Origin of the sequence: Streptomyces humicola (assembly GCF_024436035.1) — a bacterium.
Lineage (GTDB): Bacteria > Actinomycetota > Actinomycetes > Streptomycetales > Streptomycetaceae > Streptantibioticus_B > Streptantibioticus_B humicola.
On the sequence record NZ_JANFNG010000001.1, the window covers coordinates 303,575 to 328,306 of the forward strand.

The 24,732-nt window shown below is 68.1% G+C and carries 27 protein-coding genes and 2 pseudogenes; 10 read left to right on the plus strand and 19 right to left on the minus strand.

Features of this window, described 5'->3' with window-relative positions; translation table 11 throughout:
• Window positions 1-11: 11 nt before the first annotated feature.
• The 5 genes and pseudogenes from NGB36_RS01405 to gad all read right to left on the minus strand — a co-directional run bounded on the left by NGB36_RS01405 (window position 12) and on the right by gad (window position 3,668).
• Window positions 12-533, minus strand: a complete 522-nt coding sequence (locus NGB36_RS01405) for a glucose-6-phosphate dehydrogenase (RefSeq protein WP_308288790.1) — start codon at window positions 531-533, stop codon at window positions 12-14.
• Window positions 530-1,036: a hypothetical protein gene (locus tag NGB36_RS01410; protein WP_255918536.1), complete on the minus strand. Its 507-nt coding sequence runs from the start codon at window positions 1,034-1,036 to the stop codon at window positions 530-532. Before NGB36_RS01410 ends, NGB36_RS01405 begins: the two co-directional genes overlap by 4 nt.
• A gap of 3 nt (window positions 1,037-1,039) precedes the next feature.
• A pseudogene (locus tag NGB36_RS01415) lies at window positions 1,040-1,413 on the minus strand (thiamine pyrophosphate-binding protein); the annotation flags it as partial.
• A gap of 207 nt (window positions 1,414-1,620) precedes the next feature.
• Complete coding sequence (locus tag NGB36_RS01420; protein ID WP_255918149.1) at window positions 1,621-1,863, minus strand: hypothetical protein; 243 nt, start codon at window positions 1,861-1,863, stop codon at window positions 1,621-1,623.
• A gap of 413 nt (window positions 1,864-2,276) precedes the next feature.
• On the minus strand, window positions 2,277-3,668 hold the full coding sequence (gene gad, locus NGB36_RS01425) for a glutamate decarboxylase (RefSeq protein ID WP_255918150.1): 1,392 nt from the start codon (window positions 3,666-3,668) through the stop codon (window positions 2,277-2,279).
• 401 nt (window positions 3,669-4,069) lie between these two features.
• Here gad and NGB36_RS01430 point away from each other — a divergent pair, with 401 nt between their 5' ends.
• Entirely contained in the window at window positions 4,070-4,654 is a 585-nt protein-coding gene (locus tag NGB36_RS01430) for a thioredoxin domain-containing protein (RefSeq protein ID WP_255918151.1), read from the plus strand.
• A gap of 1,461 nt (window positions 4,655-6,115) precedes the next feature.
• Here NGB36_RS01430 and NGB36_RS01435 read toward each other — a convergent pair.
• Window positions 6,116-6,709, minus strand: a complete 594-nt coding sequence (locus NGB36_RS01435) for a TetR/AcrR family transcriptional regulator (RefSeq protein ID WP_255918152.1) — start codon at window positions 6,707-6,709, stop codon at window positions 6,116-6,118.
• A 136-nt stretch (window positions 6,710-6,845) separates the two neighbouring features.
• Here NGB36_RS01435 and NGB36_RS01440 point away from each other — a divergent pair, with 136 nt between their 5' ends.
• The gene (locus NGB36_RS01440; RefSeq protein ID WP_255918153.1) at window positions 6,846-7,592 is read left to right on the plus strand and encodes an SDR family NAD(P)-dependent oxidoreductase; all 747 of its coding nucleotides are present in this window, start codon (window positions 6,846-6,848) and stop codon (window positions 7,590-7,592) included.
• A 36-nt stretch (window positions 7,593-7,628) separates the two neighbouring features.
• Complete coding sequence (locus NGB36_RS01445; RefSeq protein ID WP_255918154.1) at window positions 7,629-7,961, plus strand: VOC family protein; 333 nt, start codon at window positions 7,629-7,631, stop codon at window positions 7,959-7,961.
• 127 nt (window positions 7,962-8,088) lie between these two features.
• Here NGB36_RS01445 and NGB36_RS01450 read toward each other — a convergent pair whose 3' ends face one another.
• Window positions 8,089-9,021 carry an NADP-dependent oxidoreductase gene (locus NGB36_RS01450; protein WP_255918155.1) on the minus strand — a complete coding sequence of 311 codons (933 nt, stop codon included), beginning with the start codon at window positions 9,019-9,021 and terminating at the stop codon, window positions 8,089-8,091.
• Window positions 9,022-9,160: 139 nt separating this feature from the next.
• Here NGB36_RS01450 and NGB36_RS01455 point away from each other — a divergent pair, with 139 nt between their 5' ends.
• Window positions 9,161-9,313 (plus strand): hypothetical protein, encoded by a 153-nt coding sequence (locus NGB36_RS01455; protein WP_255918156.1) that lies wholly within the window; start codon window positions 9,161-9,163, stop codon window positions 9,311-9,313.
• Here the strand turns inward: NGB36_RS01455 and NGB36_RS01460 are convergent.
• On the minus strand, window positions 9,310-9,738 hold the full coding sequence (locus tag NGB36_RS01460; protein WP_255918157.1) for a PPOX class F420-dependent oxidoreductase: 429 nt from the start codon (window positions 9,736-9,738) through the stop codon (window positions 9,310-9,312). The two genes, NGB36_RS01455 and NGB36_RS01460, sit on opposite strands and share 4 nt — an antisense overlap.
• Window positions 9,739-10,419: 681 nt before the next feature.
• On the opposite strand from NGB36_RS01460, the gene NGB36_RS01465 reads away from it, so the two are divergent.
• A complete protein-coding gene (locus NGB36_RS01465) occupies window positions 10,420-11,478 on the plus strand; it encodes a flavin-containing monooxygenase (protein ID WP_255918158.1) in 1,059 nt (352 codons plus the stop codon).
• A 58-nt stretch (window positions 11,479-11,536) separates the two neighbouring features.
• On the opposite strand, the pseudogene NGB36_RS01470 reads toward NGB36_RS01465, so the two are convergent.
• Both NGB36_RS01470 and NGB36_RS01475 read right to left on the minus strand, forming a co-directional pair.
• Window positions 11,537-11,853 (minus strand): annotated as a pseudogene (locus NGB36_RS01470) (bifunctional 3,4-dihydroxy-2-butanone-4-phosphate synthase/GTP cyclohydrolase II); the annotation flags it as partial.
• Between the two features lie 366 nt (window positions 11,854-12,219).
• The gene (locus tag NGB36_RS01475) at window positions 12,220-12,399 is read right to left on the minus strand and encodes a hypothetical protein (protein WP_255918159.1); all 180 of its coding nucleotides are present in this window, start codon (window positions 12,397-12,399) and stop codon (window positions 12,220-12,222) included.
• A gap of 153 nt (window positions 12,400-12,552) precedes the next feature.
• On the opposite strand from NGB36_RS01475, the gene NGB36_RS01480 reads away from it, so the two are divergent.
• Window positions 12,553-12,774 carry a DUF6458 family protein gene (locus tag NGB36_RS01480; protein ID WP_255918160.1) on the plus strand — a complete coding sequence of 74 codons (222 nt, stop codon included), beginning with the start codon at window positions 12,553-12,555 and terminating at the stop codon, window positions 12,772-12,774.
• Between the two features lie 454 nt (window positions 12,775-13,228).
• Complete coding sequence (locus tag NGB36_RS01485; RefSeq protein WP_255918509.1) at window positions 13,229-13,390, plus strand: YqaE/Pmp3 family membrane protein; 162 nt, start codon at window positions 13,229-13,231, stop codon at window positions 13,388-13,390.
• Window positions 13,391-14,118: 728 nt separating this feature from the next.
• On the opposite strand, the gene NGB36_RS01495 is transcribed toward NGB36_RS01485, so the two are convergent.
• Entirely contained in the window at window positions 14,119-14,256 is a 138-nt protein-coding gene (locus NGB36_RS01495) for a hypothetical protein (protein ID WP_255918161.1), read from the minus strand.
• A gap of 118 nt (window positions 14,257-14,374) precedes the next feature.
• On the opposite strand from NGB36_RS01495, the gene NGB36_RS01500 reads away from it, so the two are divergent.
• Complete coding sequence (locus NGB36_RS01500; RefSeq protein WP_255918162.1) at window positions 14,375-14,752, plus strand: hypothetical protein; 378 nt, start codon at window positions 14,375-14,377, stop codon at window positions 14,750-14,752.
• A gap of 148 nt (window positions 14,753-14,900) precedes the next feature.
• Here the strand turns inward: NGB36_RS01500 and NGB36_RS01505 are convergent, their stop codons facing one another.
• The 3 genes from NGB36_RS01505 to NGB36_RS01515 form a co-directional block, all read right to left on the minus strand.
• Window positions 14,901-15,683 carry an Fpg/Nei family DNA glycosylase gene (locus NGB36_RS01505; protein ID WP_255918163.1) on the minus strand — a complete coding sequence of 261 codons (783 nt, stop codon included), beginning with the start codon at window positions 15,681-15,683 and terminating at the stop codon, window positions 14,901-14,903.
• A 180-nt stretch (window positions 15,684-15,863) separates the two neighbouring features.
• Window positions 15,864-16,283 (minus strand): CBS domain-containing protein, encoded by a 420-nt coding sequence (locus tag NGB36_RS01510; RefSeq protein WP_255918164.1) that lies wholly within the window; start codon window positions 16,281-16,283, stop codon window positions 15,864-15,866.
• A gap of 564 nt (window positions 16,284-16,847) precedes the next feature.
• Entirely contained in the window at window positions 16,848-18,599 is a 1,752-nt protein-coding gene (locus NGB36_RS01515; RefSeq protein WP_255918165.1) for a penicillin-binding transpeptidase domain-containing protein, read from the minus strand.
• 467 nt (window positions 18,600-19,066) lie between these two features.
• Here NGB36_RS01515 and NGB36_RS01520 point away from each other — a divergent pair, with 467 nt between their 5' ends.
• Both NGB36_RS01520 and NGB36_RS01525 read left to right on the plus strand, forming a co-directional pair.
• Entirely contained in the window at window positions 19,067-19,222 is a 156-nt protein-coding gene (locus NGB36_RS01520) for a hypothetical protein (RefSeq protein ID WP_255918166.1), read from the plus strand.
• 25 nt (window positions 19,223-19,247) lie between these two features.
• A complete protein-coding gene (locus NGB36_RS01525) occupies window positions 19,248-20,066 on the plus strand; it encodes an ATP-dependent DNA ligase (protein ID WP_255918510.1) in 819 nt (272 codons plus the stop codon).
• A gap of 4 nt (window positions 20,067-20,070) precedes the next feature.
• On the opposite strand, the gene NGB36_RS01530 is transcribed toward NGB36_RS01525, so the two are convergent.
• From NGB36_RS01530 to trxA, 5 genes are all read right to left on the minus strand, one after another.
• Window positions 20,071-20,421 carry a hypothetical protein gene (locus NGB36_RS01530; RefSeq protein ID WP_255918167.1) on the minus strand — a complete coding sequence of 117 codons (351 nt, stop codon included), beginning with the start codon at window positions 20,419-20,421 and terminating at the stop codon, window positions 20,071-20,073.
• A 75-nt stretch (window positions 20,422-20,496) separates the two neighbouring features.
• The gene (gene pgm / locus NGB36_RS01535) at window positions 20,497-22,143 is read right to left on the minus strand and encodes a phosphoglucomutase (alpha-D-glucose-1,6-bisphosphate-dependent) (RefSeq protein ID WP_255918168.1); all 1,647 of its coding nucleotides are present in this window, start codon (window positions 22,141-22,143) and stop codon (window positions 20,497-20,499) included.
• Between the two features lie 10 nt (window positions 22,144-22,153).
• Window positions 22,154-23,524, minus strand: a complete 1,371-nt coding sequence (locus NGB36_RS01540; RefSeq protein WP_255918169.1) for an FUSC family protein — start codon at window positions 23,522-23,524, stop codon at window positions 22,154-22,156.
• 53 nt (window positions 23,525-23,577) lie between these two features.
• A complete protein-coding gene (locus tag NGB36_RS01545) occupies window positions 23,578-24,027 on the minus strand; it encodes a DUF1931 family protein (RefSeq protein ID WP_255918511.1) in 450 nt (149 codons plus the stop codon).
• Between the two features lie 220 nt (window positions 24,028-24,247).
• Window positions 24,248-24,727, minus strand: a complete 480-nt coding sequence (gene trxA / locus NGB36_RS01550) for a thioredoxin (protein ID WP_372509347.1) — start codon at window positions 24,725-24,727, stop codon at window positions 24,248-24,250.
• Between the last annotated feature and the right edge of the window lie 5 nt (window positions 24,728-24,732).

The following is a 24,732-nucleotide window of genomic DNA, read 5'->3' on the forward strand; positions in this document are numbered from 1 at the left end:
GGGCCGCAGGCTCAGATCCTGTCGTCCCGACCAGAGTTTTCGCAGGTCGAAGGCCGTCTCCGCGGGTAGCGGGAGCGGCCTTTGCCAGCTTCGTCGGCGACGCGCCCCCGCACCCGGCAGCCACGTAAGCCCAGGTGGCGATGCATGTCGATGGTGGGCCCGAACGCGGCGGGCGGAGGGGCCAGATGGAACAGTCGCCGTGGCCGCCCGCCGAGGGATTTCTCGGCCGCTCGCACCGCCGCGAGCAGCGGTTCGGGGTCGGTCGGGTCGGCCGCGCCGAAGGAGAGCGAGGCCTCAAAGGACTGCCACGCCTGCCCGGACGGCTCCGCCAGCCCGAAGGTGGCGATGGCGTCGTGCGCGTGTTTGCGGAAGGCTTCGTCACTGAGCGCGGAACGAGCTGAGCCCACGATGCGGTAGCGGTCCGGGAGCAGGCCCGCCCGTGCGAGGTGGAACAGCCCGGGGATTAGTTTGCGCTTGGCGAGGTCGCCGGTGGCGCCGAATAGTATGATCACGTGCTCGTCGGGGCGTTTCATGGCTGGCTCCGCTTCTCGGCGTGGCCGCCGAATTCGCTGTGCATGGCGGACAGGACCTTCTCGGCGAACTCGCCAAGGCCTCGGGATGCGAATCGTTCGGTGAGCGCCGTGGCGATGACGGCGGCGGGTACGCCTTCGTCGACCGCTGCGAGGACGGGTCCACCGGCCTTCGCCGGAGTCCGAGACGCGACCGGTGAACTCCTCGAGGGCCCTTCGCCCGGACTTCCTCCCCGGTCTTGCCGAAGGCGAGCGCCTGGGCGTGGGCGAAGATGTTGGACGACAGGATGCGAGCCGTGGTGGTCGCCGAGTGGGTTGAGATCCGCGGTGCGCTGGAGGTCTTCGATGGCCGGCTCGAAGAAGAGCTCCTCATCCGGTCGTCCGGCCGCGGACTTGGCGCGGATGGCGTCGTCGTACGAGCCGGGGGAGGTGGCCCGGTCGAAGATCGAGAGCGTGAAGCCGCCAGGGTTGAACCGCGCAGCTGGCCACTGGCCCGCGATTGCCATGCCGACCGAGGTGGCGACCCCCTGGCCGTACTCCGGGTGTCCAGGGCAGCGCGAGTCAAGTTGCCGGAATGACTTGAGGTCATCGCGGGTCACCGCCGGGCGGCCCAGCACCTCGCAGTCGGGATCGACCGCGCGGAAGCCTGTCAGGTGCAGCAGCGACCACAGCAGGGCGCAGGCGTGACCTCGGAGAGCACGAAGCGGTCGCGGTTCGGCCAGATCGGATCGGCGGGGCCGAAGCGCAGGAACCACTGCCACAGCGTGTACGCGACAGGTGTCATGCCCATCGGAGTCCCGGGATGCCCCGAATTCGCCTTTTGGATCGCGTCCACGCACAATCCGCGAATCGTATTCACCGACAGCGTGTCCAGGTCGGTCACCGCTCAGCCGCCCTCCGTGATCGCGATGGAGGTCTGCCCTTGTGCACTGCAACGACGAGCCTGGCCGAAGAGGCTGGAGAAAAGCGCGAGAAGCAAGCCGCCGTTCCGGCAGGACCACCCCTGCAGGCAAGATGCTTGGGCCCTTGGCCGAATGTGGGTCATTTCGATCACCCACGCTCACCAGCCTAGGTTTGCCCGTACCCACCCTCAACTTTTCACCACGCGCACACCGACCGTGCCTTCACCGAACTGCAGGTGTCCGGTCCGCTGCGTGTCGGGCTCTCCGTTCAGTGGACGATGTGCTCGGCCGTGCAGGTCCCCGAGTGCGCCGCTGGCCAGCATCAGGGAGGTGAGCGCCAGCGCGTAGCCGTCCACCACCCACTGCAGACCGGAGGCGCCGGCCGCGAGCCCGGTACCGATCCGCGGCAACGCAACGTTGACGATCGTCATGTTGAGCGACGCCAGGAAGCAGCCGACGCACATCACGCCGAGTTGCCGTTGGGGAGGCGTGGCACAGGCGCATGAAGGTGTGGATGCCGGGGTCGGTGGCTGCCCGGCGCACCATGTCGTGCCACTCCGACAGATGCGAGGGTTGTGGTGCGGTGGGTATTGCGCCGGGGCTGAGGGCCTCGTTGTAGGCGCGCAAGGCGCAGGCGGCGGCGTCGGTGGCGAGGAGTTCCAAGGCCTCGGGGTCGATGCCGGGCGCCGGGCCCTCACAGGCCCAGGCAAGTGCCTCCGAGGGTGGGTACGGTTCGATCACCGGTCATACTGCAGGATCCGCCATGCGCAGGCCACGGGATCTGCAGCTCTCGGGGCAGCCGCGAACTCAGGGCACACCCGAAGCGCGATCCACGGCTGGATTATCAGTGGTGGAAGCCGGAGCGGGCCTCGCCCGGCAGCGGCTGGGCGAATCGGTCGAGGTAGTGCACGCTCTCCTCGATATCCTTGAGCAGGGCACGGGCCAGATCCATGCTCAGCCCGTTGCGCACCACGATCCGCTGCACTGTCATGTCGGCCAGGTCGTCAGGCATCGGATAGGCGGGCACCAGCCAGCCCTTCTGGCGCAGCCGGTCCGACAGGTCGTACAGCGTCCAGTTCTCCGTGTGCCCCGAGGCCTGCCGCCAGGCGAACACGGGGATGTCGGACGCGTCGTTCCACAGTTCGAACGCGTCAATCGTGCCGATCCGCTCGGCCAGGAACTTGGCCACGTCCTGTGAGGCCTGTTGCACCTCGCGGTAGCCTTCGCGGCCGAGCCGCAGAAATTGGAAGTACTGCAAGAGGACTTGGGCGCCGGGGCGGGAGAAGTTCAGGGCGAAGGTCGGCATGTCACCGCCCAGGTAACTGACCTTGAAAACCAGGCTGTCGGGCAACAGGTCCCGGCTGCGCCACACCACCCAGCCCATGCCGGGGTAGACCAGTCCGTACTTGTGGCCGGAGGTGTTGATGGAGACGACCCGCGGTACGCGGAAATCCCAGGCCAGGTCAGGCTGGAGGAACGGAGCGACCATCCCCCCTGAGGCGCCGTCAACGTGGATGGGGATGTCCAGCCCGGTTTCACGCTGGATCTCGTCGAGTGCGGCGTTAAGCTGCGCGACGGGCTCGTACATGCCGGTGTAAGTGACCCCGAGAATGGAGACCACACCGATGGTGCCGTCGTCGACGTACGCCCGCAGATTGAACCCGTCGAGGGTCTTGTGCTGCTCACTGATGGGCACGAAGCGTGGTTCGACTTCCCAGTAGTTGCAGAACTTCTCCCACACGACCTGCACCGCCGAGCTCATCACAAGGTTCGGACGGTCGGCGGACTTGCCCTGGGCACGGCGCGCTTCCTGCCAGCGCCGCTTGAGTGCGAGCCCGCCGAGCATGCACGCCTCGGAGGAGCCAACGGTCGAGCATCCGATGCTCGCGGCGGGGTCCGGCGCGTGCCACAGATCCGCGGTGATCCTCCAGCAGCGCTCCTCGATGGCTGCGGTGCTCGGGTACTCGTCCTTGTCGATCATGTTCTTGTCGAAGGTCTCGGCATACAGACGCTTGGCCTCGTCGTCCATCCAGGTGCCGACGAAGGTCGCCAAGTTCAGCCGCGCGTTGCCGTCGAGCATCGCCTCGTCGTGCACGAGCTGGTACGCGGTCTCCGGCAGCATCGGCTGCTCGCCGAGCCGGAATCGCGGCCGGCTGCGAGCCTCGCCGGGACGCGCGAACAGCGGGTTGACGTTCAGGTCCTCGGCGGGCTCATCTGCACTGTGACGATGCGGCATAGTCTCCACCTCAATTTGCCTAACGCGACGGCTAGCGCGCGGGGCCGCCCGGATCGCAGATGACGCGGGCAAGCGTTCTATCAGCAGATTAAGGAATCTCAAGACGACGAGGCCAACGACGACACGCCCTGACGCCGGGCGCTGAGCGTCAGCGCAATGCCAGGCGTGCCTGGTCGTCAGGTCGGCGTGCGAGTCCTGCCGCGGCAGCTTTGCCGCCTCTCTGCCGTGTATACCGAGGCATATTCACGTGGAGCGTGATCGGTTAGACAATTCCGAGCATCAAACTTCGAGATCGCAAATCACCGAACTATTTGCGACGCCCGCTCATGAATTTCGGGTGTGAGGCGGACCTGCGGCCCTGTCGTCGTGCTCACTCGTGCCATCTATGCCATGCTCGTGTCATGATTCCCGCAAATACGACTGGCGTTGGTGGCGCCACGGTGTACTACGGCGCCCTGGACGCGCCTCACGTGCTCCAGGTGTTCGTCGAGCTGCGCGACCGGGCGAGCCACCGCGTGGCAGAAAGTCTTCTCGACACCATCCGCCAAGCCGCCGATGAGGGAAGGTTCGTCGTCAAGTTTCACTTCGCGGCAACGATCGACGACACGGCTGGCGGTAGCGGTTCTCGGCGTGCTCTAGGCGCACTGGCTGCGGCGAGCGACGTGGGACAGACACAGTTCCTTGACTACCTGGGGACGCTGTTCGCCTCTCAGCCGTTTCCCCCCGTTGATGATCAGTTCTCCGATCCCTCGGTGCTGCTGTCGCTAGCCGGCGCGGTAAACGGACTGAGGTCGGCTGACTTCGATCGAAAGGTCACAGATAATACGTACGCGGCCTGGGCTGGAGAAGTAGTCGGAAACTTCGAGTCCTTCGGTGTGGTGGGCGCGCCGGTCGTCTGGTATGACGAAGAGGTCATTCCCGTCGTGAAAATCGAGGGAGGTCCCGCCATCACCCCTCAGGAGTTTTTGGCCCAGCTCCAGGAATAAAGACGTGCTGCTGCCGCGTACACGACTTCAAGCAACTTCCGGCCCGGGAGATGTCCACGCGGCGGCCTGAACGGCCGAAGGACGTTGCCTAGCGTGACAGGGGGCGGGACACCACTCCCGCGACATCGCTGCGAACTGGTGGAAGTCCTACCCGCCGACGAAACCCTCCGCGACACGCTGGTCGAGCCGACCGGGCTGATCGCGATCTCGGTGACCCAGTCGTGCGGCAACTGCCCCCCACATCACAGAAGCTTTCATGCGATCCACGCCGAAGGAGGCGGGAGTCGGCCCGGTGGCAGGGGCATTGGTTTTGACGGTCTCGGCGCTTGTCCAGCCGTCGGTGCCGAACAGGACCGCCTGGAATCCTTGCTGTCGCCGGCGGCGAGGCATCGAATCGCCGCGGTGGCGTCCCGCATGGCATTGCCCCCGGCCCCGGGAGCGATGTACGGCGCGCCGCCGCCGGCCGGCTCGTCGGTGCCGTCCTGGACCGTCGGCTGCGGCATGCTGTCCCGCCATCCTTCCTTGGCACGCCGCACGGTCGGCGAAGGGCGCGCCCCGATTATGGGGAAGGGTGTTCCGCGAGCGGATCAAGCCCGGTGAGCCGGAAGGGGGCGGAGCTGGTCCCGACCCGGCCAGCGGCTGGTGAGGAGGCGTAGATCAGGACGGCAGTCTGCTCGCCGGCTCCGCACGCTGAGGTCCGCGGTTGGCCCTGTTTTCGGCGCATGGCGAACGTTGCCAGGCCAAAAGGCGTGCGGAACGCCGAACGGGCGTCAGCTTGCCGCATGTCAAATCAAAGTAAAACGGTCATAAAGTTCGAGCATCTGGTCACATTCGGACGCGAAACGGGCGAATATGGGCATAGTGCGCCGCACGAAGGCGTGTCTGAAGATCGATCCGAGGAGAGCCTCTTGATCCACGGAATGGCCGACGCCCCCGACCCCGCTCCCCGCGCCAATCCCGCCCTGGCCGTCGACTGCGACATATGCGGCGGCTGGGGAACCGTGATCACTTACCGGGGGAGTCACGAGCTCTGTCCGGCCTGCCAGCCTCATGGCGATCAGAGTTACTCCGACAGCAGCGCCACCCGGGCGGAGTGAGCAGGGTTCGGGATCGACGCTCTCCGGTCGTCACCGCGTTTCTCGGTGCTCCGTCACGGTGAGGGTGCGAAGCGTCACGGTCCAGCAACGGCGGCACCTTTCGCACACCGAACTGCCAGACTCGGCACGCAATTTCGTCTCCCGCTCACTCACGCGGGCGGACTCGGCATCTCGAATCCGTACTCCGACACCAAAGAGGCTCCGAGTCAGTTGCGCATACCCGACTCGGGGCCTCTGTTGCCCGGCTGCCCGCCTCGCCAGCAGGGCGTCGGGTGGTCAGGTCATGATGAATGACCGGAACCCAGCCGCCCGTACACCCTCACCGTTGCAGGCGGGGCACTTCACACGCGAAGCGCCGGCTGGTTCAGTCTGGGATGGCGGCGTCGACCAGGGCGGCGGCTGCGGTGCGGGCGGCTGTTTCGGCGCTGGGGTCGCGGTCCAGCCAGGCGCTGATCCCGGCGCCGTCGTAGAGCAGTACCAGTTGCTGGGCGAGTGATTTCGCGTCCTTGGCGCCTGCCTGCTGGGCGAGGCCGAAGAAGAGTTCGTGGAGCCAGGTGCGGTAGTCGTTCGCGGCCTGTTCGACGACGCCGCCGGGTGGGGCGTCGGCGCTCGCACTGATGAACGGGCAGCCACGGAACCCCGGCTCGCTGAACGAGAGCCCCTGCACCTCGAACGCGCCGACCAGGCGCTCCTTCGGGGTTTCGTAACGCGCTTCGAGCTCGCGTGTCATGTGCTCGACGGTCGCGGCGTGCCGTGCCTGTAGGTAGGCGCGGACCAGGCCGTCCTTGCTGCCGAAGGCGCTGTACAGCGTTGCCTTTGCGACCCCGGCGTGCTGGATGACCCGGTCGATCCCGACCGACTGGACACCCTCGGCGTAGAACAGCTCGTTGGCGGCGGCCAGCAGCCGCGCCCGCGCCGCCGCACTGCGTTCCCGCGGTGAGAGCACTTTCTCAGACATGCCCACAAGGTAGCAGACAGGTCTGTCTGTCTTCAATCGGCCTCCTATGGCCGTTGACATATCCAGACCGGTCTGTCTAGGTTGGAGGCGTTACCAGACAGACCGGTCTGGATAACAATTCCGGAAGGTGCATTCCATGTCCATGGAGCGCGAAGACAACCTCGACCTGCATCCCATTACCGCCCTGGTCACCGGGGCCACATCCGGCATCGGCCGGGCGGTCGCCAAGCGGCTCGCCGCCGACGGAATGTCTGTCGTCGTGACCGGCCGCAACGCCCGGCGTGGCGCCGAGACCGTCAACGAGATCACCGCGGCCGGCGGCCGCGCCCGGTTCGTCGAGACGGACCTGGAGGACTCGGCCGGCATCGACCGGCTCGCCGCGGAGGTCGGCGAAGTCGACGTCCTGGTCAACAACGCCGGGCAAGCCATCTGGGCACCGACAGAGGAGATGAAGGTCTCCGACTACGACGCGATGTTCGCCAGCAACGTCCGCGCAGCGTTCTTCCTCGTGGCCGCGTTCGCCCCGACGATGGCGGCGAAGGGATCGGGCAGCGTGATCAACATCGGCAGCATGGCCGGCAGTCTCGGCCTGGCCGCCGGCGCCGCCTACGGCGCGACCAAGGCCGCACTGGCGTCGCTGACACGAGGCTGGACGGCCGAGTACAGCGCCCGCGGCGTCCGCTTCAACACCGTCGCCCCCGGTCCGGTCTACACCAGGCCCGAGGCCCGCGACCTGTTCGACGCGCTCGCCGAGACCACCGCGTTGAGGCGCGCCGCCCAGCCCGCCGAGGTCGCCGAGGCCGTCGCATTCCTCGTCTCGCCGAAGGCCGGCTACATCACCGGCGCGACCGTCGCCGTCGACGGCGGCCGCACCGCCATCTGAACCTGTCTAATAACCTGCTACAAGAGGACAACATTCTTGAGCAACACCGTGTACGGCCTGAGAGTCGACGCCGCCGACGCCGCCGACGCCGAGAAACTCGCCAACTTCTGGGCCGAGGTACTCGGGAGGGACGTTGCGTCAGGCGCGAGCTCCGAATTCGCCACACTCGATACGGACCTGGCCACCCCTCGGCTGAGCTTCCATCGGGTCCCCGAGCCGAAGTCGGTGAAGAACCGGCTGCACCTCGACCTCATCGGCCCCGCCTTCGAGGCAGAGTCACAGCGGCTGCTCGCGCTCGGCGCCTCCCGGCCGCGGCCGCCCTCTTCCTCGCATCGGACGAGAGCAGCTTCTGTGCAGGCATGGACCTGAGCGTCGACGGCGGCATGGCTCAGGTCTGAGGCTGGAGTCTGAGAATCCGGGGAATCTCGTCTCCTCCACGAGGTGGCTCCTGCACTGCGGCGACGCCACGCTGAGCGCGCACGAACGCAGGCGGTGTTCAGTTACCGCTGTCGACCTCGAGCACGATCTTGCCGCGGGTCCGCCCGGCCATGCTGAGCCGGAACGCCTCGGCGGCGTCGGCAAGCGGCAGGGCGCGCTCGACGTGGACACCGAGCTTGCCGGCGTCGGCGAGTCGGGCGAGTTCGGCAAGGTCCGCGCTGTCCGGCCGCACCCACACATGGTGTCCGCCGCGCCGAGTGACGTCCGGGTCGACGATCGACGCGACGCGGGAGCGGTCCTTCAGCAGTTCCTGGGAGACGGCGACCGCGACACCGCCCACGTAGTCCACGGCCGCGTCGATGCCCTCCGGTGCCAGCCGGCGCACCCGGTCGGCCAGGCCCTCGCCGTAGGTGACGGGTTCGGCGCCCAGGGAGCGCAAGAAGTCGTGGTTGTGTTCGCCGGCTGTGCCGATCACCCGTGCCCCCTTGGCCACCGCGATCTGTACGGCGAAGGCCCCGACACCGCCGGCAGCCGCGTGGACCAGGACCGTGTCGCCCGCGGTGACCCCCACCCGGCCCAGTGACCGCCAGGCGGTGAGCCCTGCCAGCGGGACGCCGGCCGCTTGCTGCCAGCTCAGCGAGGCGGGCTTGCGTGCGAGGGCACGCACGGGCGCGTCGACGAGCTCCGCGTAGGTGCCGTGCTGCACCTCGTCCTTGCGGACGTAGCCGAAGACCTCGTCGCCCACCGAGAACTCGGGGGCGTCCAGGCCGACCGCCTCGACGACGCCCGCGACATCCCAGCCGGGTACGAGGGGGAAGTGGACGTACATGAGCGGGTCGAGATACCCGGCGACGATCTTCCAGTCGACCGGGTTGACCCCGACGGCCTTCACTCGCACGAGGACCGAGTCGGGACCGACCTTGGGATCGTCGGTCTCCGTCAGTTCCAGGGTCTCCGGGCCGCCATAGCGGTTCGCGGTAATTGCACGCATAGCGGACACAATAAGCCAGAGACCTTGGCCGTTCCGTGGCTCCGCCGCGACACGGTTTCCACCAGGTTGCCTGGATGGCCACGAGTCCGTCCGCAAGCGCGGCAAGACCATCGGCGGGACCAGCGTCGCCGATGGCCGGATGCTGTCCATGACCCTCCATCTGCGCGACCAGGAGATGAGCCTGCACGACATCGCCTCCCGGCTCGTCATCACCAGGGGCAAGAAGAAGGGCGGGCACCCTCACCCGCGACCGCCATGCGGATGCCGCGCGAGCGGCAAGCAGACGGCCTAGTCGGTGAGGCCCGAGATCGCGAGCACCTTGTCGATCTGCACCCGGACGAGCAGGGTGCCGGGGACGCCGTTGCGGGCGCCGTATTCCTCGGCGCGCTTGGCGCCCATATAGCGGGCCGCGATCCGGGTGGCCCACTCCCGGACCTGTGACAGGTCGTCCCTGAGCTCCGCGCGGCCCTGCAGCATCGCGAACGCGAACGGCGGACGCTCGTCGTCCACGCACAGCGCAACCCGGCTGTCCCGGGCAAGGTTGCGGCCCTTGACCGTGTTCTCGCCGGTGTTGAATACCAATGCATCGCCGTCGAGCACGAACCAGACGGGGGCGACGTGGGGGCTGCCGTCTGCGCGCACGGTGGAGAGCTTGCCCGTTCGGGTGCCGGACATGACGAATGCGCGCCATTCAGCGTCGCTCATCTTCTGTGCCATGATCGAATGTTGCATGACGATCGCACAGCTGACGGCCAGTGACGCGCGGGCTGGTCGCTCCCACCAGATGGCTGATCACTGCCTTCAGCGGCACGGCAGGGGACGACTTACGGAGAACGATTCACCCGTGCGGATCGCGTCATTCACGGAGCGCACGGTCTCGGCTGCAGACTGGCGCTGAGCCCATGCTGCTACGGCTGCCGTTGATCACACCGTCGGCACTGGATGCCGGGCAGCGCGGGCGGCCCGCGCCCAGTCGCGACAGGGCACTGACGGCAGCGAGGCGACGCACCGGGCCGCGCTGTGGCCGGGACCGGCCGCCCGCATGGGGACTTCCTGCACGCGGTCCAGCCCTCGTCTCCTTCGATATCCCCTAAACTGGTCTGCGGTCGTACAGTTCTTCTCTCCGATTCCGCGGAAGTATCGTCCATGGGCCGAACTCCCTGGGGCATGGTCCGGTCGGCTCGAACACCGAGTGGCGTTGTGCTTCCGCGGTCCCATTCCGCGCTCGGCGTCGCGTCGACGGCGCCGTCTGGGGGGCCTCATCACGGCACGCATGACGACCGGCTTCCCTCGAAGACAAGGCCCGACGCTTCCCGCCTGGAGCGCCGCTGAGCGGCAGCGAGTCGGAGCGCGGCAGGAGAGGCACTGCTGAACGAGTTCGTTGACGAGGAGGCGGCCATGACCGAACGACTGGACACAGTCGTGATCGGCGCCGGTCAGGCCGGACTCGCGGCGGGAGCGTACCTGGCCCGCTATGGGAGGGAATTCGTGATCTTCGACGCCCACGCGAGGATCGGCGAATCCTGGCGCCGCAGGTGGGACTCACTGCTGCTGTTCACACCCGCCGCCATCAGCGGCCTGCCCGGCCTGCCGTTCCCTGCCCCGCCCAGGGCCTTCCCCGGCAAGGAGCAGATGGCCGATTACCTGCAGACGTACGCCGAGACCTTCAACCTGCCGGTCCGTCTGGACACTTGTGTCCGTGAGCTCACCCGGCGTGACGGCAGATTCCTGCTGGACCTGGAGGACGGCAGCCTCGAGGCGGACAGCGTGATCGTGGCCACCGGAGCCCTGCGTGCCCCCCGCAGACCCGCATTCGCCGACGAGCTGGATTCGGCAATACAGCAGTTCACCGTGGCCGACTACCGCAACTCCACCCAGGTCGCCCCGGGGCCTGTACTGGTGGTCGGCGCCGGCAACTCTGGCGTGGAGATCGCAACCGAACTCGCCGCGACGCACCTTGTCTGGCTCGCCGGACGCCACCCGGGCCACTTCCCGTTCAACCCCACCGGCCCCGTCTTCTGGCGACTCGCGCACCACCTCCTGACCGTCGACAGCCCGGCGGGACGCTGGCTCCACGCTGCCACCAACGACAAGGGCACACCCGTGATCAGGAGCAGTCCGCGGAAACTGGCGAAGGCAGGAATCGAACGCCTACCCAGAGTGGAGGGGCACTCCCACGGTCTTCCTCTCCTCGCCGACGGGAGGACCCTGCGCCCCGCGGCCATCGTCTGGGCCACTGGCTTCGGACCGGAATACGACTGGATCAACCTGCCCGCCTTCGACCAGTCCGGCACACCCCGCCATACTCGCGGAGTATCCGTGATCCCTGGCCTTTACTTCGTCGGCCTGCCATTCCAGTACAGCTTCACCTCAGAATTGGGCTGCGGCGTCGGTCGAGATGCCGAATACGTCGTACGACACATCACTGGTCACGTCGGATCCGAGGTCACGGTGTGAAGACCGTGTGGGGCTCTGGGGGCGGCGCTCCCCAGCGTCAGGGCCTGGAGACCAATCGTTACTGGTCGGCAAAGGTACCGGCGCCGCCCGCGTCCAGCCACGGCAGGTCGTGGCCCATTCGGTCCGCTTGGTGCGCAGGTATCACAGGTTGTCCACCCCGGCCTTCACGGGCAGCGGCTCGCGGCCGATCACCCGCAGCCCGTGCCGCTTGAGCTCCGCGATCTTGTCAGGGTTGTTGGTCATCAGGCGGAGTGAGCGCACCCCGAGGTCGGGGAAGATCTGGGCGGCGACGCCGTAGTCGCGAGCGTCGGGGGGCAGGCCGAGCTCCACATTGGCGTCCAGGGTGTCGTGGCCGAGCTCCTGGAGCTCACACGCCACAGGTCGGCCCCACCTGGTCATCGGCACAGGTGGTGGCGACCGTGTCTGAAAGTCCGTTCGAGTCTGTGATGTGCCGGGCTGGCCAAGGCCCAGCCCGGCTGCAGCGCTGCGCATGCATGGTGGGGATCGTCGACGGAATCGCCGTGACTTGCTTGCTGCCGCCCGGCTCCCGCGCCTCCGCGGCCCGAGAGGCATGTTGAACATACACCTATCTTGGGGTAGCGTTCCTGTCGCGCGTGGAAGGGGGTCGTGGTCAGACCCGGCCGGTCATCGCTGTTCCCCCGTGGCGAGAACCGGGACGTACCCCGTGCATCTGGCCCCGCCGAGTGCATCCCCCGCGCCGGCGGGGCCTCCCCCTCGGGCTCATGCCCGGCCGCTGTTGTCATTGGCAGTGGGTCGGCCGACCACGACGCGGGCGATCCGCCGTTCGCTGGCCTGTACCGGCCGCAACGTCTGCATCACACCGTCGCGCTCGCACAGCCACGCGACCGCGGCAGCGGTCTCCTCGCGGTCGTCCCCGCGCGGCGTGAACCGGATCCCCATACGCCGATTGTGACGGGCAATCAGCCGGAACGTGGCCAGAACAGACTAGTACCTGGTTCCGTGTGCAGGGCCCATGTCCCGCATCTCCGTTGCCTCTTCGGGTAGGCGTAGCCCACGAGCCCGAACAGCCAATGAGCCTACGGAGGCGAATTCATGGGCATCGGCGGATGCATTGGTCTGATCGCGCTGGGAGCGATTCTCACCTTCGCGGTCGACTGGCACGTGAAGGGAGTCAACCTGGGCCTGGTCGGCCTCATCCTGATGGGCGTCGGCATCATCGGCCTGTCGGCCTACGTCAGCATCTTCCGGCGGCGCCGCGTACAGCCACCGCCCCCGGCCGCGCCAGTGATCGAGGACCACCGGTATTACGAGTGACCGGCGGTCAACCAACGGCACACCCATCAGGGGGTCAGCGTGAATGGGCAGCGAGCGGATGCGTACGCCGGTGCCGTGTTGGGCGGCGTTGGCGACGCCGGCCTGACCTCGCCCGGACGGATCGACGTCGTTGGTCCGCAGCGACCACAACTCTTCACGGCGAAGCGTCGCATCAGCACCTGCTTCACTCGGCCCCGGCCGGGATCCACGGTATTCCGGTCGCCCCGGAAGCGGATGAACTCCAGGCCGGCCGGCGGCGGGCGCCGTGCCGCGGGCGCGGGGTTGTGCAGGTGGGAGGCATCACGGTACTTCTGGGTCGGGATGGCGGGGAGGGGGCGGCGCGCGCCGCCCGGCCGACCATGGGAGAACGCCTGCGGAAGCCCGTTCTGCCCGTACGTGGCTGGGTACCCGTCTGGCGACGCCGGACGGCGTCATACGAGGAACGGAGGCCGTGATGATCAAGGTGCTGCTTGTGCTGCTTGCCCTGGTGCTGCCCTGGCTCGCCGTGCTGCTCAAGGACGGCCCCAGCATCAAGGTGCTGTGGGCCTTTCTGCTGCAGTTGTGCGGCCATGTCCCCGGCGTGATCTATGGCATCTACCAAGTCGTCCGGGACTGACCTCCTCGACGCGGTGGGCGCGGGGTCGCTCTGGCCCTCCAGAGCGGCCAGCACGCGCTTGGTCAGCTGCTGCGGGATGTCCGCTCTCACCGGCCGGCTGGAGCCCGCTCGCGCGGGCCCGGCCGACCAATTGCCCGATCGACTGGTCGTCCAGCAGGTCCGCCGACAGCTCGACCGGCCGGACCTCCTCAACCGCCTCGGCAGAGGCAGCTGGCCGGCCCAGGAGCGAGCGGTGCCGACAGCGGCAGCGTCAGACGGCAGGACCAGGCTCGCCACGTTCCCGGGGTTCAACATACGTGTGCCAGCCACGGGCAGGGCCGGCTTCACGGTCCCCAGACACGTCACGACGGACGCTCTCGAGGCGTGGACCCGTTCCGCGGTCGCGACCGGACCGGTGTGCGCGTCGTCGTCACCGCAGCTTTTCAGAAGCAGGACGCTGCCCGGGGGTACGTCGACCTCGGTGTTCTCGAAAGAGCGGCCATCGGCACCCAGAGGTGGGCGGAGGGCAAGGTCGGGTGCGCTGACGACCCCGTCCGTCACGCCTGATGCCGCCCATGACGCTGACGGTCCAGCCGCGTGCCGTCGGCGCAGGTAGGCGCGGAACGTGGGGGACGAGTCCGCACGATCGGCGATGACGTGGTCCGGGCGGGTGCACGGATGGCCACCGAGGCGGGCGACGCGGATGCGGTCCATGAAGACCGGGACCGCCCGCAGGCCTGCCTTCGGGGCTACTTCTCCAGGTGGTACTCGACCCGGGGGGAGCGGCCGGTGCTGGTCTCGTTGAGGAGCGCCTTATCCGTCGAACAGCAACCATATGAGAGGCACTCCGCCGCGATGTCGAGCAGTCCGTGCAACTGCCCAGCCACTGCCGTCGTCCCAGGCTCCGTGCCTTTGCCAGGAACAACTCTCCGGAAGCGGCCTGAGCTCGTGCACCGCAAGCCCGGCGTACCATCACGTCGAGCGCATCCCGGACAGGGGGAACCCATGACGATCAACCAGCCGACCGGCGCCGACCTATGGCTACCCGAACCTGAAGACCACGACTTCCCGGCAGCAGCCGACTACCTCGACCTGATCATGGGTGCGGAGCGTGTGGAACGCATCATCGCCGACCTCCAACGGGCCCCGACCCAGATCAAGATGGCCAAGGACATCCTCCGCGCCTCGGGCCTGCCGCTGCTGGGCGCGGACAACGTGCACGTCAAGCACGACATCCAGAAAGCCCGTGACGGGAAACGTCTCTCGCCGGTGCTTCTGGTCCGCGGCACGCCGCTGATCATCGCCGACGGCTACCACCGCGTCTGTGCCGCCTACCACCTCACCGAAGACCTCGTCATCCCCTGCCGCCTCGTCGACCGCTAGAATCACTCTGTCCAGGCGCCCCAAGCCGGTTGGATTGCCTCGCTGTTCACCAGATCCCTGGCACGAATCGCGATCGAGACGTTCTCGGCGAGTTCGGCGTCATCCGAGCCGGATATTCTCTGAGGCGGCTGCCCGGCGCGGTGGTCGGTCAGTCCGCCGGCTGGCACTGCGGGCACCACACCGTGCTGCGGCCGGCGACCCGGCCCCTGCGCAGCGGGCCGCCGCATCGCGGGCACTGCGGATGCGGGTCGTCGCGGTGGCCGGTCAGCCACGACGGCCGCCCGGGCACCCGTCCGGCGCGCACCGACTGGCGCAGGACGCGCCGGGTCTCGCCGTGGAGGCGGCGCAGCTCGTCGTCGGACAGCTCACGGGCGGGGCGCGACGGGTGCAGCCGGGAGCGCCAGAGGATCTCGTCGGCGAGGAGGTTGCCGAGGCCGGCGAGGACGGACTGGTCGATCAGCGCCGACTTCAGCCCGCCGCGGCGGACGCCGATCGCCTCGGCGAACTCCTGTCGGCCCACGTCGAGTGCGTCCGGACCCTGGTCGGCGAGGAGCCGCTCGACCGCCGCCTCATCGTCGGCGAGCCGGATGCCCTGCAGCTTGCGCTGGTCGCGGTAGCACAGCCGGCCGTGGTCGAGGACGAAGACGACGCGGTCGTGCGGATGGCGCTCCTCGGCCTGCGGCCCGCCGACCAGCTCGCCGGTCATTCCGAAGTGCATCAGGACCGCCGGGCCGTCGGTGCGGGCGATCAGCCACTTGCCGTGCCGACCGGGCGCGCGGAAGCGGCGGCCCCTGAGCGCCTGCCGCAGTCGGCGGGCCGTCACGCCGCGCAGCACCCCGGCGTCGTTCACCTCCACGTCCTCGATGCGTCGCCCGCGGCCGTGGGAGTCAAGCACATGGCGGAAGGACTCGACGTCCGGAAGCTCAGGCATGGTGTGTCACCGTCCGTCGCGGCAGGTCGGGGCGCTCGGATGCGGGCTGCGCGGGCAGATGCATCAGCGACCTCCACGGCTGGCTCCGGCGTGCGAACGAGGCCGACTGCACTGGCCGAACCCTGTCCGCCCGGGGCCCGGAGCTGCGCGATCCGGGCCCGTGCGGGTGCAGCCGAACTGTCAGGTATTGGGTTCGGCGGCGATGATGTCGGCGAGTGCGCAGTGTTCGTCGCGTTCGATGGCGAGGTCGCCGAGGGAGAGGATGCCGACGGGTTGGCCGCCGCGTACGACGGGCAGGCGGCGCAGGCTGTGTTTGCGCATCAGTTCGACGGCGGTGGAGACGGCGTGGTCGGGGGAGATGGTGACGACCTGGCTGCTGCAGACGTCGGTGACGGTGGTCTGTTCGGGGTTCTTGCCGTCGGCGGGGGCGCGTACGACCAGGTCGCGGTCGGTGACGAGGCCGCGCAGAGCATTGTCGTCGGCGACGAGGACGGCGCCGATGTCTTCGTCGCGCATGCGCCGGGCGACCTGGGCGATGGAGGTTTGCACCCCGACCTTGACCGGGGCGGTGGTCATGATCTCCTGGACCGTTTGCGGCATGGGTCCCTCCCTGGGGTCGGGCGGCACCGGTGGGCGCCGCCGCTCCTTCGGTGCTGTTTCGCGGGTACCCGGGGTCGGGCGAGTGAATCGTGGAGTGCGCTGGGTACCCGGACGGCTCCGGCAGGCAGCCGGGAACAGGGACACCGTCGGAACGATGCCGGAGAGCAACGACGCAGTCCTGCCGCGCAGGCACCAGCACGGCCAGATCCGGGCGGTGGCTGGACGCGGTGCTCGACGAGACGGAAGAGAGCCTGCAGCACGCAGACCCCAGTGACGAGAGCTCGTCCGAGGGGCCGTGTCGTACGGCCCCTCGGAACGCCTCTCGGAGGAGGTGCTCGGGTCGGCCGTCCTGGCCCGAGCACGGACGCGATGGAAGCGCACGACGCCCGTTCCTTCGCTGCATCCCCTCACAACGGCAAGCGACTGTGCATCAGTGAGGCGTGGCTTGTCGACCTGATGCCGCAGGACGGCGAGCTGGTGGCGCAACGTCAGAATCTCGATGTTCTTGTCGCCGCTCATGGGCAAGGATCACGTCGTCGACTCGCTGCCTCCACCCGGCCGCTTTCACCCGGCGGCCGCCTTCAGGATCGCCGCGACGATCGGGCCTGCGTACTGATAGCCCTCACCGCTGTTCGGGACGGTCGCGGCGGCGGCGACGTCCCCGTCGTACGCGACGAACCAGCTGTTGGGCTTGGTCTGCCCATCGACCTCCGCGGTACCGGTCTTCGCGCCGACATCGCCGCTGAGCCCGGCCATCGCCGGAGCCGCCGTACCGGACTGCGCCGTCAGCTGCATCATGGAGCGGACATCCGCCGCCACCGATGCGGGCAGCGACCGGAAGACCTGCGCGAACGTCCGGCCGTCGAGCGACTGCGGGACGATGAAGGGCTGGTGGAACGAACCGGCCTTGACGGTGGAGACCACCGACGCCATGGCCAGCGGGCTCATCACGTCGTTGCCCTGTCCGATGTACGACATGGCTTTCATCGCGCCGGTCGCGGCGGGGACGCTGCCGGCGTTGCTGGGAACGCCGACGTTCCAGTTCATACCGATCCCGAAGACGTCGTGCGCCTCGTTGGAGACGGCGTCGTCGGGCAGGAAGTTCGCCGTGGAGATGAAGGCCGTGTTGCAGGAGTCGGCGAAGTCCAACGCCATGTTGGGGTTCTGGAGCGAGAAGTTGTTCACGTTGTGAAAGGTCTGGCCCCCGTACTGCAGGTACTTCGGGCAGGGCAGCGGCTTGTCCGGGGCGACCTTGCCGGTCTCCAGCGCCGTCGACGCGGTGATCAGCTTGAAGGTCGAGCCCGGCGCGTAGTTGCCTGACATCGCCTTGTCGAAGCCGACTGCCGGCTGATTGGCGACGGCCAGGATCGCGCCGGTGCTCGGCTGGATCACCACCGTTGACGCGTCCGGTCCCTTGGTCGTGACCGCCTTCTCGGCGGCGGCCTGGATGCGGGCGTCGATCGTCGTCGTCAGCGGCTTGCCCGGCACGCCCTGCGACAGGACGCGCAGGACCTGGCCCGGCGTACCGTCCGCGCCCCTTACGCGGATCTCGGTTCCCGGCGTGCCGCCCGTCGCGGTGCCGTAGGCCTGTTGCAACTGGCTCAGTATCGAGCCGAGGGAGGGGTATTGAGACGCCGTGAGTACTGTCCCGTTGCGGTCGACGACCCGGAGCGGGGGCGGGACCGACCGGTCCGTCTCCAGGGTCTGCCCGGCGCTCAGCTTCGGATACACCACGGCGGGAGCCCACTTGACCACAGGGCGTCCGGTCGCAGCGTCACGCGTGACGGTCAGCGTGGAGTCATAGCTCCAGCTCGATGACCGGCCACCTTGATCGAAGCGTGCCTCGGCGGCGAACGGGACGCTGGTGCCGGTCGCAGGCTTGCCGGTGAGAGTGACCGAGGTGGCGTGCAGCTGGGTGCGGAACGCTGCGAGCCGGCCGGCGGCCTGCGATGCGTCGTCCGTCAGACCGGCCGCCTTCGCCGTGTCGCCGGAGGACCACGCGGCAAGGAAATCGCGCGCGGTGTTCGCCACGTCGGCGGCCGACAGGGCGGCGGTCGTCTTCGACGCGCGCGCCTGGGCCAGGGCGGGAGCCGCGGGGCCCGCGGAATCACCGTTCGGCGTGCCCTGCAGCAGGGCGTAGCCGCCGTAGCAGGCCGCGCCGAACGCCGCCGTGCAGGCCCCGCCTATGAGGGCGCCCTTGACGCCTCGTGGTATGCCCGTGTTCGTCTCGTAAGGCCTGTTCTTCCCTACCGGCCCGCGCCATGCCGAAGGGCGGCGATCGATCGGCCGCCGCGGCTTGCGTCGGTGCTCGCTCATGCTTCCAGCTCCTCGGGCAAACGGCTTCACACTCGGGACGACGACGTCCCTCCAGCGCCACATGGTTCCCGACGACCCCGATGTCGAACAACATCACAGCGTCAGATCCAGAGGAAGTCATATCTATCTGGGCAAAGCTGTCTTTACCTTGAAAGAGACAGGCAAGGGCTGTCGCCGAGCGGCAGGTGGGTCAGAACGCCGGAAGTGGTCACAATTCAGGCGTCGCCGACATGCTTCGAGGCCGAAAGCGTGAGGGAGCGGGAGGTCTCGACTCCCGCGGCGGTCTTGCGCATGGTCTGTGGGTTGCCGAGGGAGCCGGCCCGTTCGCAGGCGATACCCGTGCCCCGTACGTCGCGCCCGGAATGCGGCGCGAGCTCCGTGGGCGCACGCTGGGAGGGAGGGGTTTGGTGTGGGTGCCGTCCTGGAGGTACAAGGCTTCAGGCGGTCACCGGAATATCAGGGAACCCATGGTCAGCGCAATCGCGATGCTGGTCCCGGCGCCGTGCCACCTGAGCGCGAGGCGGTCCGGCTGGGCAGCAGCGGGTCGCGGCACGCTGGTCGAGGAGGCCCCGATGCCGAGGGCGCGCCGAGGCGGCGGCATGGAGGTGGGCGGCCGTGACTGACCCAATCCCACCACCCGTGAAGGTAATGCTGGCCCGGCCCGTCGACCATCTGCCGAGCAGTCGTGGTCCGCTACCGATGGAACCCAAATGGGACGGCTGGAGACTCGTCATCCTGACCGGCCCTGTGCGTCTGCAGACTCGTCCAGGCAGGTTCATCACGGACCGGTTCCCGGAGATCGCCGCTGCGGCGGAGGCCGTGCCCGCAGGCACGGTCTTGGATGGCGAGCTGGTCGTCTGGCGCAACAAGCGCCTCGATTTCGTGGCCTTGCAGTCCCGTGTCGTGGGTGTCGGGACGATGCTTCCGCCCGCCAGTTATGTGGCGTTCGACTTGCTGGCACTGCGTGACGGGGACATGCGTCAGGAGCCGTATGAGGCCCGGCGTGCGGCGTTGGTGGAGCTGCTGGCCCCTTTGGGGCCGCCGTTGCAGCCCACGTCGATGACGACGGATCCGGACGAGGCAGCGGATTGGTACGAGACGCTCTCCGAGTCGGGCATCGAGGGCCTGGTCATCAAGCGGTTCGGGCAGCCGTACATGCCGGACGAACCAGGCTGGATGAAGATCAGGCATGCGGTGCCGCAGGATGCGGTCGCCATGGGCATTATCGACCCACAGCGGTGCCCGGCCGCCCTGGTGATCGACTACGGTGACGGGCCGATCAGCGCGACCGTGGATCCCGCGCAGGCCCGACTCCTTGCTGAACTCGCCACACCGGGCGCCGAGGGGCAGTTGCCCGACGGCACCCACTACGTGACGCTTGTCGATCCGGTTCCGGTGGAGATCCGGCAAGGCGGCGCATCGGATGCTCGGACTGTCGTCACACGGGTCCGTGGCGATGCGGGCTGACTGGTCAGATGGCAACAGGACCGGTCCGGACCGCGTACCAGGAACCCCTGCAATCCCGGAGGGCGTCTCGCTCCTCGAACATTCCGGCGAGGCCGCAGACTCCACCTTGGTCGTCCAGGATGGCGAAGCCGTCATAGAACGTCCCGAAGACACGAGACGCACCGACGCCATGGGCAAGTTGGATGCTTTGTGTCGCGGCGCTGTAACGGCCCTCGACAGGATGATCGGCCAGCCGGGCATCCATCGTCCCGTCGGACAAGACCCTGAAAATGCTCAGAGGCATAGTCCCGGTGGTCCCGTCCAGCCGTCGGGCGCCGCCTGTTTGGAATGTGTAGTTGCCTCTCACGTCCACCATCTGTCGACCTCCTTCGCTGCGGCTCGGTTGGATGCGCGCCCAGACCCCCGTCCAGTGGACCGGGGCGGCTCAGAGCTACAGGGCGTTTCCCAGGGCGGCGGTCACGAGTGCCTTGGCTTCCTCCTGGACTCGGACGAGATGGTCAGGGCCGAGGAAGGACTCGGCATAGATCTTGTAGACGTTCTCCGTGCCGGAGGGGCGTGCGGCGAACCACGCGTGCTCGGTTGCCACCTTGATGCCGCCGATCGGAGCGTTGTTTCCGGGCGCTTTGGTGAGGACGGCGGTGACTGGTTCGCCCGCGAGGGTGTCGACCGCAATCTGCTCGGGCGACAGCTGGGCGAGGACCGCCTTTTGCTCGCGCATGGCGGGCTCGTCGACCCGGGCGTAGGCGGGTGCGCCGAAGCGTTCGGTGAGCGTTGCATAATGCTCGGACGGTGACTCGCTGGTCACGCCGGTGATCTCGGATGCGAGCAGGGCGAGAACGATCCCGTCCTTGTCGGTCGTCCAGACCGAGCCGTCCCGTTGCAAAAAGGATGCACCGGCGGACTCCTCGCCGCCGAAGCCGATCGATGCGTCCATCAGGCCGTCGACGAACCATTTGAAGCCGACCGGCACTTCCACGAGCTTGCGCTCCAGGTGCGCTGCCAGGCGGTCGATCATGCTTGAGGAGACCAGTGTCTTCCCGATTCCGGTGGTGCGTGGCCACTGGTCACGATGCGAGTACAGGTAGGAGATGGCCACGGCGAGGTAGTGGTTGGGGTTCATCAAGCCGGCATCCGGGGTGACGATGCCGTGCCGGTCCGCGTCGGCGTCGTTGCCGGTGGCCACGTCGTACATGTCGCGATGCGAGATCAGTGAGGCCATTGCGTGAGGTGAGGAGCAGTCCATGCGGATCTTGCCGTCCCAGTCCAGAGTCATGAAGCGCCAGGTCGGGTCGGTCAGTGGATTGACGACCGTCAGGTCCAGGTGGTGGCGCTCTGCGATTCGCCCCCAGTAGGCGACCGATGCGCCACCCATCGGGTCCGCTCCGATACGCACGCCTGCGGAGCGCACGGCGTCCAGGTCGACCACGGCGGGCAAGTCGCCGACGTAGCGGTCCAGGAAGTCGTACCGACCGGTGGTCGGCGTGGACAGGGCGCGGGCGTAGGGAAGCCGGCGCACGTCCTTCAGGCCGCCGGCGATCAGTTCGTTGGCGCGGTCCTGGATCCATGCGGTCGTCGCGGAGTCGGCGGGGCCGCCGTTCGGCGGGTTGTACTTGAAGCCACCGTCGGTGGGCGGGTTGTGGGACGGTGTGACCACCACGCCGTCCGCAAGGCCGTGGGAACGGCGGCGGTTGTGGGTGACGATGGCACGCGAGACGGCCGGTGTGGGCGTGTAACCATCGGCGTTGTCGATGAGCACGGGGACGTCATTGGCGGCGAAGACCTCCAGGGCGCTCACCTTTGCAGGTTCCGACAGAGCATGGGTGTCGGAACCGAGGAACAGCGGCCCATCCGTGCCTCGCATCGTGCGGATGTCGCAAATCGCCTGACTGGTCGCGGCGATGTGGTCCTCGTTGAATGTGGTGGACAGCGACGATCCCCGATGTCCGGAGGTGCCGAAGACAACGTGCTGGGACGGTTCGGTGGGATCCGGGTGCAGGGCGTAATACGCCGTCACCAGCCTGGCAACGTCCACCAAGTCCTCCGGTTTCGCCGGCTGCCCGGCTCGTTCGTGCGGCATCGTAGGCTCCTTACCGTTCGACCGGCTCGTCCTTGTCACTTGCAACCGCCGACCGGTCCGGCCGGATCCGGCACCTGTGTGCTCGCGGTCGGTGTTCGCTGCGCTCGGAGCCGGTGCCCGCTGCGTCTGCTGCGGATCTGGTGCCCCACCCGCTGCACGGTGCCCGGGGACGGGGCCTGCGGAGCTGGAGGCGGTCCCGTATTTCACCGCCACCCCAGCCGAGCCAAGGCAGTCGCTGTAGGACGGAATCGGCCGCCGGAGGGGCTTGTCCATCGCCATTCGCCTCGTCCCCGGTCGTCCGCGACCACCGGGCGGTCTCCAACTCCTCGATCATGCGAGCGGCGTTGGCCAGCAGCGTGCCGTGGGTTTCCCAGCTTCCCGGCTCCTTGGCTCTCAGTAGTCTCGCCAACCGCTCCCGCAGCTCACGCGCGTCGGCAAGCGATCTGCCGAGCCCCACGTTGATGCTGTCGGCTTCGGCGACCGCATGAGCCTTGGTCAGGAGACCGAATGCGTGGACGGCATCCGCGAGGTGGGTGAGCAGACGTGCCAGTGGAGCGGCCAGATCGGCGCTGTAGATCCGTTCGCCCCGCTCCCGGTCACGGCCGAGGTCGCTCAGCGAGCGGCAGAGCGAGCGCAGGCTCACCGAGCAGCGCTCCAATGTATCCAGTCCGCCGCGCAGCACCATCCCGGAATGGCGCAACGGACGGGCACGCGGATTGAACCGCAGGCTCTCCTCGGCCCTGTCCAGCTCCCGCTCCACGTGGATGATCTCCCGGTCCAGCCGGCGTGCCGCACGCAACCAGACCTCGGCGCGCTCCCGGGTGGCACCGGACTGCAGCTGGAGCGCCACGTCCCGCAGCAGTCTGCTCATCCGGCCCGCCAGGTCTTGGACCGCCTCTCCTGCCGGCTGTACGTACACCGGTGGCGGGATGAGTACGTTCACAACAACCCCCGCGGCTGCGCCGATGAGCGCCTCGGTCAGCCGGTTCAGCGCGTTGACGGCGGGATTGCTCACGCCGAGCACGAGCATCGCGCTGACCGCTACCTCCGGTACCAGCTCACCCAGCCGCAGCAGATGCCCCACCGTCAAGGAGGCGAGGATGAGTGCGCCCATGCTCCACCAGCTCAAGCCGACCAGGTCACTGAAGACGACGGCGACCAGCAACCCGGTGACAACGGTGGTGATCCGTTTGATGCTCGTGGTCAGTGTCGCGTAGAGCGAGACCTGTACGACGAGCACGGCCGTCAGCGGAGCGAGCAAGGGAAGCCGGTCGGGGGCGAGGCGGAGCGCCACGAGGTACGCCAGGACGGCAGCCGCGGTGGACCTCAGCGACTGCACGACCGGGTCGCGCCGGCGCCTCACCAAGTCGAGCACGGGCACGCTCAAGGGTGTCCGGAACATGGCCTACGCCGCTCTCGAGACGGCCGCGCATCTCATAGAAGCAGGTCGAACAAGCTGAGGACCTGCTCCCACTCCGGAGTGAGCGGATGGCGCCGATCCGGAGCGATGATCCGGAATGACTGTGCCATGGCAACGCTCAGCCCGCCTGCAATGGCCGGCAGTCTCTGCTTCGTCTGGTCGCTGATGGCCACGTCGAGTGCAGGGTGCGCGGCCAACTGGTCAAGCAGCGGCTGCAGCTCGATCTGCTGGTCGAGTTCCTTGAAAGCATGGATGCTTTCCTGCAGCCCCTTGGTGATCGGGAGGTCGTGCGGCTCGATGATGTCCCGACCACTGGCCTTGGCCGCGGCCTCGCCCACGAGGAACAAGTCATAGATCTTCTGGTCGATGAAGTCGGCGTAGCGCTTGAGGTCGTTCTTGTCGACGGCGAGGCCAGCCGCCGCGCGGAAGAAGCGTTCGAATTTGGTTACCCCCATGAACGGCATGCGGATCACCTCCTGAATTGAGTCGGACCTTGCGTCCCCACGCCGATCCCGAGGCACTCGTCGCGTCCGTCGGGGGTCCTCGGCTCGTTCCGCATCAGCCGGGGGCGGGTGCTCCCACCTCCGTCAGCTTCGCAGCGTCGCCTTGACGCGGGTGACGTGTCGAACGAGGGCCGGACGGGTTCGTGGACGACGGTCATGTTGTCTCCCATGACGAGGCGTGTCAGGCGGGCTGTGCGCGCCGGGCGATGGCCTTCTCTGCCCACTCCCGCAGCACGTGGGGTGGTGCGGCACCTGCTTGCCTGGCGATCTCGCGGCCCCGGTCGAGAATGAGCAAGGTGGGCACGGCCATGACGGTGAACCGCTGTTGCAACCGCTGGGACTTGTCCACGTCCACCTTGACCAGCTTGATCCGGCCGGCCATCTCCCGGGCGACGCGTTCGAGTGCCGGGCTGACCATCCGGCACGGGCCACACCAGGCAGCCCACAGGTCCACCAGGACGGGCAGAGTGGCCCGCTCGGCGACCTCGGTGAAGTCCTGCTCGTCGGCGTCGACAATCCATGGCAGTGGGCGGTGGCAGTTGCCGCATCGGGGAGTGCCCTCCGCCGCGACCGGGATCCGATTGGTCTTGCCACAGTGGTCGCAGCGGACGGTGAGCATCCGTGCGCGCGCAGCCGCCCCAGGGTGGTTGTAGCCGCTCATGATGC